Genomic DNA, 18,475 nt, shown 5'->3' with positions numbered 1-18,475 from the left:
GCCCTAGGGGGCCGCTCCTGGCCTCGGAGGCCCGTCACCGCTGTGGTGACGGGCCTCCGTGTGCCGCTAAGCCACCGTCACCGGCGCCGCCGCATACCCCACCGGCCGCACCGTGAAGACGCCCCGCCCCCGCGTCCGCCCCCGCAACGCCGTCGCGTAACCGAACACCTCCGCCAGCGGCACGGTCGCCGTGACGACCACCGCGCCGGCCCGGGTGATGGAACCCCTCACCCGGCCGCGGCGGGCGGCCAGGTCACCGAGGACGCCGCCGACCGCGTCCTCGGGCACAGTGACCGTGACCTCGACCACCGGTTCCAGCAAGACCATCGCGCAGGCGCGCAGCGCCTCGCGCAGGCCGAGCCGGCCCGCCGTGCGGAAGGCGGCCTCCGAGGAGTCCTTCACGTGAGTCGCCCCGTCGGTGAGGGTGACGCGCAGGCCCGTCACCGGGTGGCCGCCGAGCGGGCCCTCGGTGAGGGCGTCCCGGCAGCCGGCCTCGACCGCGCGGAGGTACTCCTGCGGGACCCGCCCGCCCACGACAGTCGAGCGGAACTCGAACCCCGTGCCGCCGTCCAGCGGCTCGACGTCGAGGACGACGTGGGCGAACTGCCCGGCGCCGCCGTCCTGCTTGACGTGTCGGAACACGTGACCGGAGATCCCGCGTCCGACGGTCTCCCGGTAACTGACCTGCGGACGGCCGGCCTTGATCTCGAGGCCCTGCTCCCGGCGGATCCGCTCCACCGCGACCTCCAGATGCAGCTCGCCCATGCCCGCCAGCACGGTCTGGCCGGTCTCCGGGTCGGCCCGTACGCCCAGCGAGGGATCCTCCTCCACCAGCCTTGCCAGCGCGGCGGCCAGCCGGCCGGTGTCGGTGGCCCGGCGCGCCTCGACCGCGACGGAGACCACCGGCTCGGCCACGCCCGGGGGTTCCAGGACGATCGGCGCGTCCGGAGCGCACAGGGTCGAACCCGTGCGGGCCGACTTGAGGCCCACCACCGCCACGATGTCCCCGGCAACGGCGCGCTCCAGCGGCACGTGCCGGTCCGCCTGCACGCGCAGGATGCGGCCGATCCGCTCGGTGCGCCGCGCGCCCGCGTCCCACACCGTGTCTCCCTTCTCGATCGTGCCCGAGTACACCCGCAGGTAGGTGAGCCGTCCCGTCGGGGTGGCGTGCACCTTGAACGCCAGCGCCGCGAGCGGGGCCGCCGGGTCGGCGGGCCGTTCCTGTTCCATGCCGTCGCCGTCGCCGCCACCGTCGCCATCACCATCACCATCGCCATCGCGGGTGCCGCGTACAGGCGGTACGTCGAGCGGCGAGGGCAGGTAGGCCACGACGGCGTCCAGCAGCGGCTCGATGCCGCGGTTGCGGTAGGCCGACCCGCACAGCACGACCACGCCGTCGCCGTCGTGGGTGAGGTCCCGCAGGGCGGTGGTGAGCGTCCGGGCGGAGAGCGTCCCCGTGGTGCAGTACTCCTCCAGTGCCTCCGGGTGGAGTTCGGCCACCGCCTCCTCCAGCAGTCGGCGACGCCGGGCCGCCTCCGCGAGGAGGCCGTCCGGCACAGGGCCCTCGGTGACGGCGTCGCCGTCCGCCCAGAGCAGCGCCCTCATGCGCGGCAGATCGACGACACCGGTGAAGCCATCCTCCGCGCCGATCGGCAGCTGCGTGACCAGCGGCGCCGGGTGCAGTCGCGCGCGGATCGACGCGACGGCCGCGTCGAGATCGGCACCCGCGCGGTCCATCTTGTTGACGAACGCGATCCTCGGCACGCCGTGCCGGTCCGCCTGCCGCCACACCGACTCGCTCTGCGGCTCGACACCCGCGACGGCGTCGAACACCGCTACGGCTCCGTCCAGCACGCGCAGCGAACGTTCCACCTCGTCAGCGAAGTCGACGTGGCCGGGTGTGTCGATGAGGTTGATCCGGTGTCCGTCCCAGGCGCAGCTCACCGCCGCGGCGAAGATGGTGATGCCCCGGTCCCGTTCCTGCGGGTCGAAGTCGGTGACGGTCGTGCCGTCGTGGACCTCGCCGCGTCTGTGGGTGGTGCCGGTGGCGTACAGGATCCGCTCGGTGACGGTCGTCTTGCCGGCGTCGACATGGGCGAGGATGCCCAGGTTGCGGACGGTGGCGAGCGGGTGGGCGGGGTGGCGTTCGCGTGTGGTGCGCACGGCCCTTGGCCTTTCGGTGGGTGCTGTTGCGGGCAGCGCGATCGGCCGGACGAGACAGCGGCCCGCCAAGGGGGCCTGAGAGACAGCAGCTACTTGCTGGAACTCGGGACGCTCGTCACGGCATCCGGTGCCGGCCGCGCAGCGGGCACCGGGCGGGCGAGGACACCAGGATCACCTCGTACCGGGAGGGGGGAACGACGACAGCGGTGCGGTCACGCACGGCCGGGCTCCCCTCTCTCGTCACGACGACGCACCGCCTCGGCGCGGGCGGCGCGTGTGATGTGTTGTGTGGTGAGTGTAGGGAGACCAGCCCGCTGCGAGCACCGGGTTTTCCGCCCGCCCGTCCGCCCCGAGGCCCCACCCGGGTAAGACGGCCACACGCACCGGCCTTACCTCCCCCCGCTACCGTCCCCCCGGCCCACTCCCCACTCCCCGAGGAGGCCCATCCGCATGACCGCTGACGCGACCGCAGCCCCGCCGGAGCTGACCACGGGCCGGCTGCTGTCCTCCTGGCAGCCGGACGTGCCCGCGCTGCTGCTGGTCGCCGTCCTGGGGGCGCTGTACGGCTGGGGTGTGCTGCGGCTGTGGCGGCGCGGGGAGCGCTGGCCGGTGGGCCGGGTCGTGGGGTTCGCGATGGGCGGGCTGGGCGGGCTGGTCGTGGCGACGATGTCCGCGCTGGCGGTGTACGACCATGTGCTGTTCTGGCCGGCCGCCGTGCAGAACGTCCTGCTCGACCTGGTCGTCCCGCTGGGCCTGGCTCTCGGGGATCCGCTGAGCCTGGCCGTGCGCGCGCTGCCGGAGGGCGCCTCGGCCCGGGTCCGGCGGGCGGTGACCGGCCGGGTGGTGCGGGTGCTCACCTTCCCCCTGGTCAGCACGGTCCTGGTGCTGGCCACCGAGCTGACGCTCTACCTCACGCCGTACTTCGCCACCGCCCTGCGGATCGGCTGGCTGCACGAGCTGATGTACCTGCATCTGCTGCTGGCCGGCTGTCTGTTCGTGATGCCGGTGCTCACGCACGAGCAGGCGCTGCCCGCCTGGTGCACCCACCCGGTGCGGGCCGCGCTGGTGTTCCTCGACGGGGTCGTGGACGCGGTGCCGGGCGTGGTGGTGATGACCCACGGCACCCTCATCGCGGGCGCCTGGTACCTGCGTCACACGCCGGGCTGGGCGCCCGACCCGTCGTACGACCAGCAGCTCGGCGGCGGGGCGATGCTCGGTGTCGCCGAACTGGTCGCGGTGCCCTTCCTGCTGGCGCTGCTGGTGCAGTGGGCGCGGCACGAGCGGGGCCGGGCGGCGGACCTGGACCGCCGTCTGGACAGCGAGCTCGTTCCCGCGGCCGGTGCGGCCCGGCGGTCCGACACCGGCCCCGCCGGACCCGAGCTGGTCCGCCCCTGGTGGGAGACGGAGCAGAGCGAGATCGCCGACCGGATCCGCCGGCAGGGGACGGTGGGCTGATGCCCTCAGGCCGCGGTGTAGCCGAGCTGGCGCCTCATATAGGGGGTCATGAGGGTCTTCGCCTTGGTGAGGGTGGTGGTGCGGCTGCCGAGGACCGCGGTCTCGCCGCCCGGCACGGGCAGCAGGGTGACGCCGTCGGCCGGGCCGAACGGCACGATGAGCGGGGTGCGCCGGATCGGCCGGTAGAACCGGGGCTGTCTGCGGTGTCTGGCGGAGGCGCGCAGGTGGGCGCGGATGTTGTGGGCGGCGAGGTCCGCCTGGGCCAGCGCCGCCGGGGTGATCTTGAGTTCGCTGACGTCGTTCACGTCGCCCACCGCGAAGACGTCGGACCGGCCCTCGACCCGCAGCGTGCGGTCGACCTTCACGTGCCCGCTGCCGTTCAGCCAGTCGCCGTGCCCGGCCAAGCGCAGCCAGAGCGTGTTGGGGGTGGTGCCCGTCGCCCAGAAGGACAGGTCGGCGGTGAGGACGGTGCCCTGGGCGTCGCGGTAGGTGCCGTAGTCGTGGCCGGGCGAGATGAAGGAGTCGAGCCGTACCTCCACGTCGTGGGATTCCAGCCAGGCGCGGGCCTTGTCCCCGGCCCGGGCGCTGCCGGTGGAGTGCAGCAGTGCGGGGCCGGAGTGCGCGAGGGTGACGCGGGCGTCGGGGCGGGCCAGGCGGATCTCGGCCGCGAGTTCGACGCCGGAGGGCCCGCCGCCGACGACGAGGACGTGTGCGGCGCCGGCGATCTTCTGCTGGTGCTCGGCGTACGACTTGGCCGCCTCCTCGACCGTGGTGCCGGTGAAGCGGGCCGGCTCGGGATAGTCGGCGCCGGTGGCGATCACCACCACGTCGTACGGGAGGCGCTCGCCCGTCGCCAGGACCACCTGCCGTTCGGCGGTGTCGATGCGGACCACCTTGCCCACGACCATCCGGCCGTGCTCCAGCAGCCGGTCGTAGGGGATGAAGGGGGTCATCGACCACTCGGGGTGCACACCGGCGCGCAGCGAGGCGACGCGGTGGAAGAAGACCTCCTTGCGGTCCACCAGGGTGACGCGCGCGGTCGCGTCCAGCCGTTTCGCCAGGCGGACGCCCGCATAGCCGCCACCGATCACCACTACGTCGCCGTCACGCACACCGAGTCTCCTGTGCCTGGAGGGGGAGGGATGCGAGCGCCGCGACGGGTGCGCCGGCTCCGGCCGCTCGACTGCCGGTGCATTAAAGGACTGACGAGGCTTCGTGGGTGTTCTGTGAAGTGACGGCACGGGATGCGGCACGGAATGCGGCGCGGAATGCGGCGCGGAATGCGGCGCCGTATCGCGGCGCGGGATGCCGTACGCGGCGGGCCCGGCGGGTTCGCCCACCCGCATCCGGTCGCCCCCAAAGGCGACACAGTGCTAGAAATGGGACATGATCGGACGTTCCCTCCGGTCGCGGACGACAGCGGCACCGCCGTCCGGCGGACGGCGGCTCCCTCACCCGTCCCGCCGTCCGGAGGGGGGACGGGGGCCCGGCCGTCGCCTGTCGCCCTCCCTGAGCGTCCGTACGCTGGCCGCGCAGGTCTTCCTGCTCCAGCTGGTCATCGTGCTGGTGCTGGTCGCGGCGGCGGTGGCCGCCCTGGTGGTGCAGGGGCGCTACGACGGGGAGGAGGACGCCAGGAACCGGTCGCGGGCCGCGGCGGCGGCGTTCGCGCACGCGCCGGGCACGGCGTACGCGCTGCGCTCGGCCGATCCGACGGCCCTGCTCCAGCCGGCCGCGGAGCGGGTCAGGCAGGGGTCCGGCGTCGACTTCGTCACCGTGACGGACCGGCGGGGCGTACGGCTCACTGATTCCCAGCCGGAGCTGATCGGCACCAGAGCCGAGGGCGTGGAGCGGGCGCTGGCGGGTGAGGCGTTCACCGAGACGTTCCATGGGAAGCCGGTCGACGCCGTGCGTGCGGTCGTCCCCGTGACCGACGCCAGCCGGCGCGTGGTGGGCGTGATCAGCGCAGGGGTCCAGTTCGAGACGCTGGGGCACGTGGTGAACCGGCAGCTGCCGGTGATGCTGGGCTCGGCGGCGGCGGCGCTCGCGCTCGCGACAGGCGGGACGGCACTGGTCAGCCGTCGCCTGCGGCGGCAGACCCACGGCCTGGGGCCGGTCGAGATGACCCGGATGTTCGAGCACCACGACGCCGTGCTGCACGCGGTGCGCGAGGGGGTGCTGATCGTCAGCGGCGACGGGCGCCTGCTGCTCGCCAACGACGAGGCGCTCCGCCTGCTCGACCTGCCCGAGGACGCCGACCAGCGCCCGGTCGCCGAGCTGGGGCTCAGCCCCCGCCTGACGCGTCTGCTGGTGTCGGGCGAGCCGGTGTCCGACGAGGTCCTGCCGGCCGGTGAGCGGCTGCTGGCGGTCAACACCCGGCTCACCGAGCCCTACGGCGGCGCGCAGGGCCTGGTGGCGACCTTCCGGGACACCACGGAGCTGACGGCCCTGTCGGGACAGGCCGAGGTGGCGCGGGGACGGCTGACCCTGCTGTTCGAGGCGGGGGTGCGGATCGGCACCACCCTCGACATGCGGCGCACCGCGGAGGAACTGGCGGACGTGGCGGTGCCGCGCATGGCGGACTACGTCACGGTGGAGCTGCTCGACTCGGTGCTGCGCGGCGAGGAGCCCACGGGCGCGGTGTCCCGGATGCGGCGTACCGCGCTGAGCGAGGCCCGGGCCGGGCATCCGCTGCAACCCGTCGGAGACCTGATCCGGTTCGTGGTGGCCGACACGCCGATGGTGGCGGCGCTGCACCGCGGCAAGGCCGTCCTGGTGCCGGACCTGCACACCGCGCAGGACTGGCGGGCCCAGGACCCGGAGGGAGCCCGCGAGGCGCTGGAGTACGGCATCCACTCGCTGATCACCGTGCCGCTGCGGGCCCGGGGTGTGGTGCTCGGCATGGTCAACTTCTGGCGGGGCCGGGGCGCTCCGCCGTTCGAGGAGGAGGACGTCGCGGTCGCCGAGGAGCTGGTGGCCCGGGCGGCCGTCGCCATCGACAACGCGCGCCGGTACGCGCGCGAGCACGCCATGGCCGTGACCCTGCAGCGCAGCCTGCTGCCCCGGGAGCTGCCGGAGCAGGACGCGCTGGAGATCGCCTGGCGCTACCTGCCGGCCCAGGCCGGGGTGGGCGGCGACTGGTTCGACGTGATCCCGCTGCCCGGCTTCCGGGTGGCGCTGGTGGTCGGTGACATCGTCGGGCACGGGCTGCACGCCGCGGTCACCATGGGCAGGCTGCGGACCGCCGTGCTGAACTTCTCCTCGCTGGACCTGCCCCCGGACGAACTGCTCGGCCACCTCGACGAGATGGTGAGTGCGCTGGACACCCGTACGGCGCACGCGGACAGCGACGGCGCGCCGGTCACCGGTGCCACCTGCCTGTACGCCGTGTACGACCCTGTCAGCGGGCACTGCGCGCTCTCCCGCGCCGGGCACGTGGCACCGGCCGTGGTGGATCCAGAGGGCCGGGTCACCTTCCCCGACCTGCCGCTGTCGCCGCCGCTGGGGGTCGGCGGGCACCCCTTCGAGGTGGGCGAGCTGGACCTGCCCGAGGGCAGCCGGCTCCTGCTGTTCACCGACGGTCTGGTCGAGGACCGCAGACGGGACATCGACGAGGGCCTGGAGCGGCTCCGGTCCGCCGTCGCCCGGCCGGACCAGTCGCCGGAGGAGACCTGCCGCGCGGTCATGGACACGATGCTGCCCGGGCACCCGAGCGACGACGTGGCGCTGCTGGTCGCCCGCACCCGGCGCCTGGACCCGTCCCGGGTCGCGGTCTGGGACGTGCCGTTCGACGTGACGGCCGTCTCCCGGGTCCGTACGGAGGTGGGCCGCCGGCTGGCCGAGTGGGGACTGCACGCGTCGTCCTTCAGCACGGAACTCATCCTCAGCGAGCTGCTCACCAACGCGATCCGGTACGGCGCCGCGCCGGTACGGGTCCGGATGCTGCTGGGCCGCACCCTGGTGTGCGAGGTCTCCGACGGCAGCAACACCTCCCCCCGGCTGCGGCGCGCGGCCACCACCGACGAGGGAGGCCGCGGCCTGTTCCTCGTCTCGCAGTTCGCGCAGCGGTGGGGCACCCGGTACGTGGCCGACGGCAAGGTGATCTGGGCCGAGCAGACCCTGGGGCACATGCCGGAAGCGGACGCGGCCGGGCTGATCGAGCAGCTGGCCTGGTGAGACCGTCCGGGGAAGCGGCTGCCGACCGCTCCCCCGGCGGTGGCGGCCGCCCGGTGTCCCCTTCTGTCACAGCGGTGACAGTTGTCGGCGTTTCGGCCACCTCGGCCCGCACCACAGGCCGTGCGGCACCGCGCGCACGCCGTCACGCCCCCCGGATTCCACGGCCGGCAGGTCGTCCGAAATCGAGCGTGTTCGATTCCCTCGCGGTCTCGTTGTGCCTGGCACCGCCGGACCGTCCGGGTGCGGCGCCGACGCGACGAAGGGACGCGGATGACCGTGACCGACACCTCGGCCGAACACTGCGAGACACCACCTCCGCCACCGCCGGCCACCATCAGCTTCGAGGGAAAGTTCGGCAAGAACCCGCTGGAAGACGCCAGTTTCGCGAGGATGTGCGCGCGCCTGCCGTCCGTCCTCGGCCAGACCGCGCGCATGGCCTGGGGGGTCGACCGGCGCGCGGTCGTCCTGCTGCTCGCCTGTCAGCTCCTCACCGGTGCCGCGGCCGCCGTGGTCCTCGGCTTCACCGCCGAGGCCATGACGCACCTCCTCGGAGGCGGGACGGTGGCCGACCGTCTGCACGCCGCCCTGCCCGCCCTCGTGGTCGTCACGACCGCGGCGGCCATCGGCCGGATCAGCGGCGCCCTGGCCTCCTACGCGGACGGACGCATCACCCCGCGTCTGGTCACCGAGGCCGACGTCGCTCTGGTCTCCGCCGTCTGCCGGGTCGAGGCCTGCGCATACGGGGAGGACGGGTTCGCCGACCGGCAGGAGGCCGCCGAGGTCGGTGTCACCCGCACCACGATGATGGTCCAGGACGCGCAGCGGTTCATGGCCGCGCTCATCCGCATGATCGCCGCGGCGGGCGTGATCACCGCCCTGCACTGGCTGATGCTGCCCCTCCTCCTGCTCGCCGTGCTCCCCGCCGGCGCGGGGGCCGTGCTGTCCGCCCGAGTCGACTACGAGACCCACTACGCCAACATCGGCGACCGCAACGTGCGCGGCATGATGCGCTGGTGGGCCACCTACGCGCGGCACGGCGACGAGGTCCGCGCCAACGGGATGACCGGTTACCTCGTCTACTGGTACCGGGCCCTGTCCGAACGCATCGACCAGCGCACGCTGACCGCGGCCCCGCGGATGCTCCGTATCGTCCTGGCGACCTCGGGCCTGGGCGGCGTGTTCCTGCTGACGACCTGGGCCGCCCTCGCGTGGCTCGCCGGCACCGGGCGTATCGCCCTGCCCGTCGCCGCCACCGCCGTGGTCGCCGTGCAGACCACGCTGGGCGCGCTGTCCCAGCTCGTGCAGAACGGCGCCGCGCTGTTCCACACCTCGCTGTACCTGGCCGACATGCGCGACTTCCTCGACATGGCCACCGAGCGCGCCCCGCAGCGCGGAGAGCTGACCGTCCCGGAGCGGGTGGAGGAGATCCGGCTCGACGAGGTCGTCTACCGGTACCCCGGCAAGGACGAGCCCGCCGTCGACGGCGTCTCCCTCACGCTGCGCCGCGGCGAGATCCTGGCGATCGTCGGCGAGAACGGCTCGGGGAAGTCCACGCTGACCAAGCTCATCACCGGGATCCTCCTCCCCGACAAGGGCCGCGTCCTGTGGGACGACACCGATCTGGCCCGGGCAAGGCCCGACTCTGTCTGGCAGCGGACCTCACTGGTCCCGCAGAACTTCGCCTGCTGGCCCCTGAGGGTCCGGGAGAACATCACCCTGGGCCAGCCCAGGAGCTACGACGACGCCCTGGTGTGGGAAGCCATCGACGCCGTGGGCATGCGCGAAGCCGTCGAGAAACTGCCCAGGCAGCTCGACACGCTGCTCGCCCGCGAGCTGTTCGGCGGCGCCGAGCTGTCCGGCGGACAGTGGCAGCGGCTGGTCTGCGGCCGTGCCCTGTACCGGCGTACTCCCCTGATGATCCTCGACGAGCCCACCTCGCAGATGGACCCGCGCGGTGAGCACCGGATCTTCCTCGAGATCAGGCGCATCGCCGCCGAGCGGATGACGATCGTCGTCACGCACCAGCTGGAGAACACCCGGCTCGCGGACAGGATCATCGTCATGCAGAACGGCCGCATCACCGAACAGGGACGGTACGACGAGCTGATGCACGCCGGCGGTCTCTTCGCCGAACTCGTCGCCCTCGCCAAGGACCGGTAGGCACGGCAGGGTGCGCATACGCGAAGGGGTGGCCGGGACTGCTCCCGGCCACCCCTTGAACGCTCTGTGTCCGAGGGGGGACTTGAACCCCCACGCCCGATAAAGGGCACTAGCACCTCAAGCTAGCGCGTCTGCCATTCCGCCACCCGGACTAGGTGTCTGCCGCCTGACCGGGGCGTTTCCCCGCGGCGACACGCACCACCATACCAAGGTTTCGGAGTGCCTTTCACCTGCGTTCTTCCGTCCTCGCAGGGCCTGGGCACATGGCCCTATCCGTCACCTCGGTCGCGTAGGGCGCGTACGAGGCGGGCCGTCTCGGTCGGGGTCCTGCCGACCCGGACACCCGCCGCCTTCAGCGCCTCCTGCTTGGCCGCGGCCGTGCCCGACGAGCCGGACACGATCGCGCCCGCGTGGCCCATCGTCCTGCCCTCGGGCGCGGTGAAACCGGCGACATAGCCGACGACCGGCTTGGTGACGTGCTCGCGGATGTAGGCCGCCGCGCGTTCCTCCGCGTCGCCGCCGATCTCGCCGATGAGGACGATCAGCTCGGTGTCGGGGTCGTCCTGGAAGGCAGCGAGGCAGTCGATGTGCGTCGTGCCGACGACCGGGTCGCCGCCGATGCCGACACAGGTGGAGAAGCCGAGGTCGCGCAGCTCGTACATGAGCTGGTACGTCAGCGTGCCCGACTTGGACACCAGTCCGACGGGGCCGGGTTTGGTGATGTCGGCGGGGATGATGCCCGCGTTGGACTGGCCGGGGGTGATCAGGCCCGGGCAGTTGGGGCCGATGACGCGGGTGCCCTTGGTCCTGGCGTACGCGGTGAAGGCGACGGTGTCGTGGACGGGGATGCCCTCGGTGATCACGACCGCGAGCCCGATGCCGGCGTCGGCCGCTTCGACGACGGCCGCCTTGGCGAAGGCGGGCGGCACGAAGACGACGCTGACGTCGGCGCCGGTCGCGCGGATGCCGTCGGCGACCGAGCCGAAGACGGGCACGGCGCGGTCGTCCAGGTCGACGGTCCGGCCGGCCTTGCGCGGGTTGACGCCGCCGACGATGTCCGTGCCGGCGGCGAGCATGCGCCGGGTGTGCTTCATGCCCTCGCCGCCGGTCATGCCCTGGACGAGGACCTTGCTCTCTTTCGTGAGGTAGATCGCCATGTGCTGTCTCCTCAGGGTGTGGTGGCGAGTTCGGCGGCGCGGCGGGCGGCGCCGTCCATGGTCGGGACCTGGTGGACCAGCGGATGGGCGCGTTCCTCGAGCAGGGCGCGGCCCCGCGCCGCGTTGTTGCCGTCGAGACGCACGACGAGCGGCTTGGTCAGGTGCATGCTGTCGACGGCCCTGACGATGCCGTCGGCGACGGCGTCGCAGGCGGTGATGCCGCCGAAGACGTTGACGAGCACCGACTTCACGTCCGGGTCGGAGAGGACGAGCGACAGGCCGTCGGCCATGACGCGGGCGTTCGCTCCGCCGCCGATGTCGAGGAAGTCGGCGGGGCGCGCCCCGCAGCCGGCGACCACATCGAGGGTGGACATGACAAGCCCGGCGCCGTTGCCGATGACGCCGACCTCGCCGTCCAGCTTGACGTAGTGGAGGCCCTTGGCGGCGGCCGCCGCCTCCAGCGGGTCGTCGTGCTCCGCGTCCTGGTCGCCCCAGCGGGCCTGGCGGAAGCGGGCGTTGTCGTCGACCGTGACCTTGCCGTCGAGCGCCAGGATCCGGCCCTGTGGCGTGCGGACGAGCGGGTTGACCTCGACGAGCAGGGCGTCCTCGCGGACCAGGACCTCCCACAGGCGTACGAGGACGTCCGCGGTCTGCGGGGGGAGCCCGGCCGCCTTCGCGATCTCGGCGGCTTTGGCCGAGGTCACGCCCTCGGCCGGGGAGACGGGGACGCGCGCCACGGCCTCGGGCCGGGTGGCGGCGACCTCCTCGATCTCCATGCCGCCCTCAGCGGAGGCGATCGCGAGGAAACCCCCGGCGGCACGGTCGAGCACGTAGCCGACGTAGAACTCCGCTTCGATGTCGACAGGCTGGGCCAGCATCACCGTGCGGACCGTGTGGCCCTTGATGTCCATGCCGAGGATCTGGCGCGCGACGAGTTCCGCGGCGACCGGGTCGGCGGCGATCCGCACCCCTCCCGCCTTGCCCCGGCCTCCGGTCCTGACCTGGGCTTTGACGACGACGCGGCCACCGAGCCGGCGGGCGATGTCCCGGGCTTCCTCGGGTGAGCCGGTCACCTCGGCCCGCGGCACCGGAATGCCGTGTGCCGCGAACAGGTCCCTCGCCTGGTGTTCGTACAGGTCCATTCCGACTCCTGCCTCGAAAGTGCCGCACGCCCCCTGGACACCACCCACGGGATGCGGGATAAAAAGCTTCATACAGTATCCGTCGACTGTATGCAATGTACGGCAGGCGTCGGCACTCCCCTGAAGGGACAGGACGCCCGGAACCATGCACCAGACGAGGTACAAGTGAGGTGAACGCCCATGACCACCAAGGCGCTTGAGGGCATCCGGGTCCTCGACATGACGCACGTCCAGTCCGGGCCCTCAGCGACCCAGCTGCTGGCCTGGCTCGGCGCGGACGTCGTCAAGCTGGAGGCGCCGACCGGCGACATCACGCGCAAGCAGCTGCGCGACCTGCCGGACGTCGACTCCCTCTACTTCACCATGCTCAACTGCAACAAGCGGAGCATCACCCTCAACACCAAGACCGAGCGCGGCAAGGAACTCCTCACCGAGCTGATCCGGCGCTCGGACGTCATGGTCGAGAACTTCGGGCCGGGCGCGGTCGACCGGATGGGCTTCACCTGGGACCGCATCAAGGAGATCAATCCACGGATCGTCTACGCCTCCATCAAGGGGTTCGGCGAGGGCCCCTACACCAACTTCAAGGCGTACGAGGTCGTCGCGCAGGCCATGGGCGGGTCGATGTCGACCACCGGTTTCGAGGACGGGCCGCCGCTGGCGACGGGGGCCCAGATCGGGGACTCGGGCACGGGTGTCCACGCCGTGGCGGGCATCCTCGCGGCACTGCTCCAGCGGGAGCGCACCGGGCGCGGGCAGCGGGTGAACGTGGCCATGCAGCACGCGGTGCTCAACCTCTGCCGGGTGAAGCTGCGCGACCAGCAGCGCCTGACACACGGTCCCCTCGCCGAATATCCCAACGAGGACTTCGGCGACGAGGTTCCCCGCTCCGGGAACGCCTCGGGCGGCGGCCAGCCGGGCTGGGCGGTCAAGTGCGCGCCGGGCGGCCCGAACGACTACGTGTACGTCATCGTGCAGCCCGTCGGCTGGCGGCCGATCAGCGAGCTCATCGGCCGGCCGGAGCTGGCCGACGACCCCGAGTGGGCGACGCCGGAGGCCCGCCTGCCCAAGCTGAGCAAGATGTTCCAGCTGATCGAGGAGTGGTCCTCGACGCTGCCCAAGTGGGAGGTGCTGGAGCGGCTGAACGCGCACAACATCCCGTGCGGGCCGATCCTGTCCACCAAGGAGATCATCGAGGACCGGTCGCTGGCCGCCAACGAGATGGTCGTCCGCGTTCCCCACCCGCAGCGCGGCGAGTTCGTCACCGTCGGCAGCCCCCTCAAGCTCTCCGACTCCCCCGTCGAGGTGACCACCTCCCCGCTGCTCGGCGAGCACAACGAAGAGATCTACCTCGGCGAACTGGGCCTCGGCGACGAGGAACTGCGCCTGCTGAAGTCGAACGGAGTGATCTGACGTGAGGGCCGAAGACCGGGTGCTGCGGGTGCGGGCGCTCCTGAACTCCGTGCGGGCCGAGGGACGCACCGCGCTGACCGCGCCGGAGGGCAAGGTGCTCGCCGACGCGTACGGGATCGCCGTACCGGGCGAGGAACTGGCGCGGGACGTCGAGGAGGCGGTGGCCTGCGCGGCACGCCTCGGCGGTCCCGTCGTGATGAAGATCGTCTCCCCGGACATCCTGCACAAGACCGAGGCGGGCGGCGTCATCGTCGGCGTCGAGGGGGCGGCGGAGGTACGGACCGCGTTCCGCACGATCATCGACCACGCGCGCGCGTACGACGCCCGGGCCCGCATCGAGGGCGTGCAGGTGCAGCAACTGCTCCCCCAGGGGCAGGAGGTCATCGTCGGCGCGGTGACCGACCCCACGTTCGGGAAGGTGGTGGCCTTCGGGCTCGGCGGGGTGCTCGTGGAGGTCCTCCAGGACGTCACCTTCCGGCTCGCGCCCGTGGACGCCGACGAGGCGCTGTCCATGCTGGACTCCATCCGGGCGGCGGAGGTCCTGCGCGGGGTACGGGGGCAGGCCGGTGTGGACCGGTGGGCGGTCGCCGAGCAGATCCGCCGCGTGTCCCAACTGGTGGCGGACTTCCCGGAGATCGCCGAGGTGGACCTCAACCCGGTGATCGCGACGGCGCAGGGGGCCGTCGCGGCCGACATCCGGGTGATCCTCGCGACCGAGACGCCCCGGGAGCGCCGCAGGTACACGCGGGACGAGATCCTCACGTCCATGCGGCGGTTGATGCAGCCGTCGTCGGTGGCCGTCATCGGTGCCTCCAACGAGCAGGGCAAGATCGGCAACTCGGTGATGCGCAACCTCGTCGACGGCGGTTTCGCCGGCGACATCCACCCGGTGAACCCCAAAGCCGATGACATCCTGGGCCGCAAGGCGTACAAGAGTGTCACCGACGTTCCCGGTGAGGTGGATGTGGCGGTCTTCGCGATCCCCGCCCCGTTCGTGGCCTCGGTCCTGGAGGAGGTGGGACGCAAGAAGATCCCCAACGCCGTACTGATCCCCTCCGGGTTCGCGGAGACCGGGGAGCACGAACTGCAGGCGGAGATCGTGGACATCGCCGAGCGGTACGGCATCCGGCTGCTCGGGCCGAACATCTACGGCTACTACTCGACGTGGCAGGACCTGTGCGCCACGTTCTGCACGCCGTACGACGTCAAGGGCGGGGTGGCGCTGACCTCGCAGTCGGGCGGCATCGGGATGGCCATCCTGGGCTTCGCCCGCACCACGAAGACGGGTGTGTCGGCCATCGTCGGGCTCGGGAACAAGTCCGACCTGGACGAGGACGACCTGCTGACCTGGTTCGGCGAGGACCCGCGCACCGAGTGCATCGCGATGCACCTGGAGGACCTGAAGGACGGGCGGGCCTTCGTGCAGGCCGCGCGGGCGACCGTGCCGAAGAAGCCGGTCGTGGTGCTGAAGGCGGGCCGTACGGCGGCGGGCGCGAAGGCCGCCGGCTCGCACACCGGCGCCCTGGCCGGGGACGACGCCGTGTACGACGACATCCTGCGGCAGGCCGGGGTGATCCGGGCGCCCGGGCTGAACGACATGCTGGAGTACGCGCGTGCGTTGCCGGTGCTGCCCACCCCGCAGGGCGACAACGTCGTGATCATCACGGGGGCGGGCGGCAGCGGGGTGCTGCTGTCGGACGCGGTGATGGACAACGGCCTGTCCCTGATGGAGATCCCGCCGGACCTGGACGAGGCGTTCCGCCGGTTCATCCCGCCCTTCGGGGCCGCGGGCAACCCGGTCGACATCACCGGGGGCGAGCCGCCGTCGACGTACGAGGCGACGATCCGGCTGGGTCTTCAGGATCCGCGGATCCACGCGCTGGTGCTCGGCTACTGGCACACCATCGTCACGCCGCCCATGGTCTTCGCGGAGCTCACCGCGCGCGTGGTGGCCGAGTTCCGGGAGCGCGGGATCGTCAAGCCCGTGGTCGCATCCCTCGCGGGTGACGTGGAGGTCGAGGAGGCGTGCCAGTACCTCTTCGAGCGGGGTGTCGTCGCCTACCCGTACACGACCGAGCGGCCGGTGGCCGTGCTCGGCGCGAAGTACCGCTGGGCGCGGGCGGCCGGCTTGCTGGGGGGCGATTCATGACGTGAGTGAGCGGGGGACCGGCCGACGGTGCGCGTCGGCCGGCTCCGGGACCCGAGCGCGCACGAAAGGCATGGGACAGGGGGCGCTGGCCAGATCTTTCGACGCAAGGGGTGCTGACGGCATGACAACCACCGACTACTCGACATCCGTCCCCTTCAGGGAGGTGACGGACCGCAACGGCCGCGTGTACCGGATCGGCGAGACCGACATCGACATCATGGGCCGGCCACGCAGGTGGATGGTCATCCTGCCCTGGATCGGCATGATGGGCATCAGTTCCGCCGAGTACGCGTTCACGTCGGCGGAGGACACGCTGCACGAGGCCCACCTGTGGAGCAGTGGGCACATCTTCTGGCTGATGGGCGTCTGGGTGTTCTGCCAGGCGGCCGTGGCCTTTCCGGCGGGCCGGCTGCGGGAGAGCGGCCGGCTGCCCGCGCGTGCGGCCATGCTGCTCGGCGCGGTCGGCACCCTGCTGGGCTATCTGTCCCTGGCGTACGCGCCGCATGTGATCGTCGCCTATCTGGGGTTCGGCGTGTGCAGCGGCATCGGTGCCGGTCTGGTGTACGCGACCTGCGTGAACATGGTCGGCAAGTGGTATCCGGAGCGCAAGGGCGGCAAGACGGGGTTCGTCAACGGCGGTTTCGCCTACGGGTCGGTGCCCTTCGTGTTCCTGTTCACCGGGTACATGGACCTGAGCAACTACGAGACCGTGCTGGCCACCGTGGGTGTCGGCCTGTGCCTGATGGTGGCCACGGCGGGCTGGTTCTTCCGGGACCCGCCGAAGAACTGGTGGCCCGCGCACGTCGACCCGCTCACGGCGACCGACGACCCGAAGATCCGCCGGGCCCTGGAGAAGAACCCGCCGGCGGTCAAGCAGTACACCCCGCGGGAAGCGGCCCGTACGCCGGTGCTGTGGATGATGTGGTTGTGCCTGCTGTGCACCGCGGGGATCAACATCTTCGGTATCGCCTTCCAGGTGCCGTTCGGCAAGGACATGGGCTTCGCGGGCGGGATCGTGGCCACCGCCATGTCCCTGAAGGCGATCGTCAACGGCACCGGGCGCGGCGTCATCGGCTGGATCTCCGACCGCTACGGCCGCCGCAACACGCTGATCATCGTCTGCCTCGTGCTGGGCACCGCCCAGTTCGGCGTGCTGGTCTCGGGCCAGATGGGCAGCATGCCGTTCTTCCTGTTGTGCTCCATGGTCTCCGGCTTCGGCGGCGGGGCGATCTTCCCGCTGTTCGCGGCCATGACGGCGGACTACTTCGGGGAGAACAACAACGCCTCCAACTACGGCATGGTCTACAGCTCGAAGCTGATCTCGGGCCTGGTGGGCTCCGGGGTGGGTTCGATCGTGGTGGGGGCCTGGGACTACCAGGGCGCGTTCGTCCTGGCGGGCTGCATCGGTCTGGCCTCCGCGGTGCTGGCGCTGTTCCTGAAGGCGCCGGGCAGGCCGAAGGCCCGGCGCGTGGTGCCCAACCCGCAGCCCCTCGGCGAGGAGGCGGCCTAGGGTCCCGGCCGGCTGACGCGGCGTGTGACGGAGGAGGCCCTCCCCGGGTGCGGGGAGGGCCTCCCCGTGCCGTGGTGTCAGCACTTCTCCCTGAGGCTGTGCAGGTGCGCGCCGGAGCGGCGGGCGAAGGTGAAGGACTCGGCCGGGTTGTCGTGCTCGGCCTGCCAGTGGTGGGCGAGCCGGTGCCCGCGCAGCCGGGTCACGGCGGAGATGAACCGCTGGTAGTCGATGTCGCCGTCGCCGACGTCGACCATGCGGTAGCCGTACGGGTTCGACGGGTCGCTCTCGCCGTCCTTCACGTGGAACAGCGGGTAGCGGTGCGGCTGCTTCAGGACGTAGTCGAGCGGCTCGAAGGGCGCGGGCGTGCCGTCGGGCCGCCTGGAGAAGCGGAACTGGCCCACGTACGCCCAGTAGATGTCCATCTCCAGGTGGACCAGGCCGGGATCGGTCTCGGCCAGCAGGACGTCGTACAGCCGGACTTTGGGGTTGTCGGCGGCGAAGGAGAACTCCTCGGAGTGGTTGTGCTGGTAGAACTTCATGCCGCGTGCCCTGGCCGCCGCGCCGTAGGTGTTGAAGTCCTCGGCGGCGCGCTTGACGGCGTCGACGGTGGAGCCGTAGCGGAACGGTCCGGCGGCGGTGCCGATGTGCTTCAGGCCGAGCGCCTCGGCGTCGTCGAGGACCTTGGTGAGGTTCTGGGCGAAGGTGTAGGCGTTCGGGTCGTCGGAGTGGTAGCCGACGTGGCTGCCGATCGGGGTCAGGCCGTGGTTCCGGGCCAGCCGGCGGAGCTGAGTGAGGGTGATGGGGCCGGCCGAGCCCTGTGTGTAGCCGGCGAACTCCACCTCGTCGTAGCCGTACTTCTCCAGCTCCGCGAAGACGGGGGCGAAACCGAGGGTGGAGACCTTGTCGCGCAGGCTGTACAGCTGGATGCCGAGCCGGCCGGGCGGCAGGACCGGGCGGCCCCGGCCTCGGTGTGCGGCGGCGGTGTCCGCGGCGGTCGCGGGGGCCGACGCTGAGCCCAGCAGGGCGGCGGCGGTGGCGCCGGCGGCCACGCCGAGCATGCCCCGTCTGGTGAGGCGGTGGGCCAGTTCGGGGTCGGGCTGGGAGATGCGGCTCATGCCTGGAACTCCTCGGTGTCGGGCGGCCTTGTCAGTGG

At 72.0% G+C, this 18,475-nt stretch carries 11 protein-coding genes and 1 tRNA gene; 6 read left to right on the top strand and 6 right to left on the bottom strand.

Features of this window, described 5'->3' with window-relative positions; all coding sequences use genetic code 11:
* Positions 1–66 precede the first annotated feature (66 nt).
* Positions 67–2,163 carry an elongation factor G gene (gene fusA, locus AB0K80_RS12615; protein ID WP_365668685.1) on the bottom strand — a complete coding sequence of 699 codons (2,097 nt, stop codon included), beginning with the start codon at positions 2,161–2,163 and terminating at the stop codon, positions 67–69.
* Between the two features lie 450 nt (positions 2,164–2,613).
* On the opposite strand from fusA, the gene AB0K80_RS12610 reads away from it, so the two are divergent.
* Positions 2,614–3,618 carry a cytochrome c oxidase assembly protein gene (locus AB0K80_RS12610; protein ID WP_365668683.1) on the top strand — a complete coding sequence of 335 codons (1,005 nt, stop codon included), beginning with the start codon at positions 2,614–2,616 and terminating at the stop codon, positions 3,616–3,618.
* A gap of 5 nt (positions 3,619–3,623) precedes the next feature.
* On the opposite strand, the gene AB0K80_RS12605 is transcribed toward AB0K80_RS12610, so the two are convergent.
* Positions 3,624–4,730 carry an FAD-dependent oxidoreductase gene (locus AB0K80_RS12605; protein WP_365668681.1) on the bottom strand — a complete coding sequence of 369 codons (1,107 nt, stop codon included), beginning with the start codon at positions 4,728–4,730 and terminating at the stop codon, positions 3,624–3,626.
* A 274-nt stretch (positions 4,731–5,004) separates the two neighbouring features.
* On the opposite strand from AB0K80_RS12605, the gene AB0K80_RS12600 reads away from it, so the two are divergent.
* Together AB0K80_RS12600 and AB0K80_RS12595 are read left to right on the top strand one after the other, a co-directional pair.
* On the top strand, positions 5,005–7,791 hold the full coding sequence (locus AB0K80_RS12600; RefSeq protein ID WP_365668680.1) for a SpoIIE family protein phosphatase: 2,787 nt from the start codon (positions 5,005–5,007) through the stop codon (positions 7,789–7,791).
* Between the two features lie 270 nt (positions 7,792–8,061).
* On the top strand, positions 8,062–9,951 hold the full coding sequence (locus tag AB0K80_RS12595) for an ATP-binding cassette domain-containing protein (protein WP_365668678.1): 1,890 nt from the start codon (positions 8,062–8,064) through the stop codon (positions 9,949–9,951).
* 67 nt (positions 9,952–10,018) lie between these two features.
* Here AB0K80_RS12595 and AB0K80_RS12590 read toward each other — a convergent pair.
* The 3 genes from AB0K80_RS12590 to sucC form a co-directional block, all read right to left on the bottom strand.
* Positions 10,019–10,103: transfer RNA gene (locus AB0K80_RS12590), tRNA-Leu, on the bottom strand.
* 117 nt (positions 10,104–10,220) lie between these two features.
* The gene (gene sucD / locus AB0K80_RS12585; protein ID WP_365668676.1) at positions 10,221–11,108 is read right to left on the bottom strand and encodes a succinate--CoA ligase subunit alpha; all 888 of its coding nucleotides are present in this window, start codon (positions 11,106–11,108) and stop codon (positions 10,221–10,223) included.
* Between the two features lie 11 nt (positions 11,109–11,119).
* A complete protein-coding gene (gene sucC, locus AB0K80_RS12580; protein WP_365668674.1) occupies positions 11,120–12,250 on the bottom strand; it encodes an ADP-forming succinate--CoA ligase subunit beta in 1,131 nt (376 codons plus the stop codon).
* Positions 12,251–12,430: 180 nt separating this feature from the next.
* Between sucC and frc the strand changes: the two genes are divergently transcribed.
* From frc to AB0K80_RS12565, 3 genes are all read left to right on the top strand, one after another.
* The gene (gene frc / locus AB0K80_RS12575; RefSeq protein ID WP_365668672.1) at positions 12,431–13,663 is read left to right on the top strand and encodes a formyl-CoA transferase; all 1,233 of its coding nucleotides are present in this window, start codon (positions 12,431–12,433) and stop codon (positions 13,661–13,663) included.
* A gap of 1 nt (position 13,664) precedes the next feature.
* Positions 13,665–15,812, top strand: a complete 2,148-nt coding sequence (locus tag AB0K80_RS12570; protein WP_365668670.1) for an acetate--CoA ligase family protein — start codon at positions 13,665–13,667, stop codon at positions 15,810–15,812.
* Between the two features lie 121 nt (positions 15,813–15,933).
* Positions 15,934–17,322 carry an OFA family MFS transporter gene (locus AB0K80_RS12565; RefSeq protein WP_365668668.1) on the top strand — a complete coding sequence of 463 codons (1,389 nt, stop codon included), beginning with the start codon at positions 15,934–15,936 and terminating at the stop codon, positions 17,320–17,322.
* A gap of 77 nt (positions 17,323–17,399) precedes the next feature.
* On the opposite strand, the gene AB0K80_RS12560 is transcribed toward AB0K80_RS12565, so the two are convergent.
* The gene (locus tag AB0K80_RS12560; protein ID WP_365668666.1) at positions 17,400–18,437 is read right to left on the bottom strand and encodes a sugar phosphate isomerase/epimerase; all 1,038 of its coding nucleotides are present in this window, start codon (positions 18,435–18,437) and stop codon (positions 17,400–17,402) included.
* Positions 18,438–18,475 lie beyond the last annotated feature (38 nt).

It is taken from the genome of Streptomyces sp. NPDC052682, assembly GCF_040678435.1.
Lineage (GTDB): Bacteria > Actinomycetota > Actinomycetes > Streptomycetales > Streptomycetaceae > Streptomyces.
This window is presented reverse-complemented; position numbering and strand designations above follow the sequence as displayed.

Bases quoted from the DNA above. Each gene is read 5' to 3' on its own strand.
- AB0K80_RS12610 (WP_365668683.1), top strand. From the start codon at position 2,614: ATGACCGCTGACGCGACCGCAGCCCCGCCGGAGCTGACCACGGGCCGG.
- sucD (WP_365668676.1), bottom strand. From the start codon at position 11,108: ATGGCGATCTACCTCACGAAAGAGAGCAAGGTCCTCGTCCAGGGCATG.
- AB0K80_RS12560 (WP_365668666.1), bottom strand. From the start codon at position 18,437: ATGAGCCGCATCTCCCAGCCCGACCCCGAACTGGCCCACCGCCTCACC.
- AB0K80_RS12600 (WP_365668680.1), top strand. From the start codon at position 5,005: ATGATCGGACGTTCCCTCCGGTCGCGGACGACAGCGGCACCGCCGTCC.
- sucC (WP_365668674.1), bottom strand. From the start codon at position 12,250: ATGGACCTGTACGAACACCAGGCGAGGGACCTGTTCGCGGCACACGGC.
- AB0K80_RS12565 (WP_365668668.1), top strand. From the start codon at position 15,934: ATGACAACCACCGACTACTCGACATCCGTCCCCTTCAGGGAGGTGACG.
- frc (WP_365668672.1), top strand. From the start codon at position 12,431: ATGACCACCAAGGCGCTTGAGGGCATCCGGGTCCTCGACATGACGCAC.
- AB0K80_RS12595 (WP_365668678.1), top strand. From the start codon at position 8,062: ATGACCGTGACCGACACCTCGGCCGAACACTGCGAGACACCACCTCCG.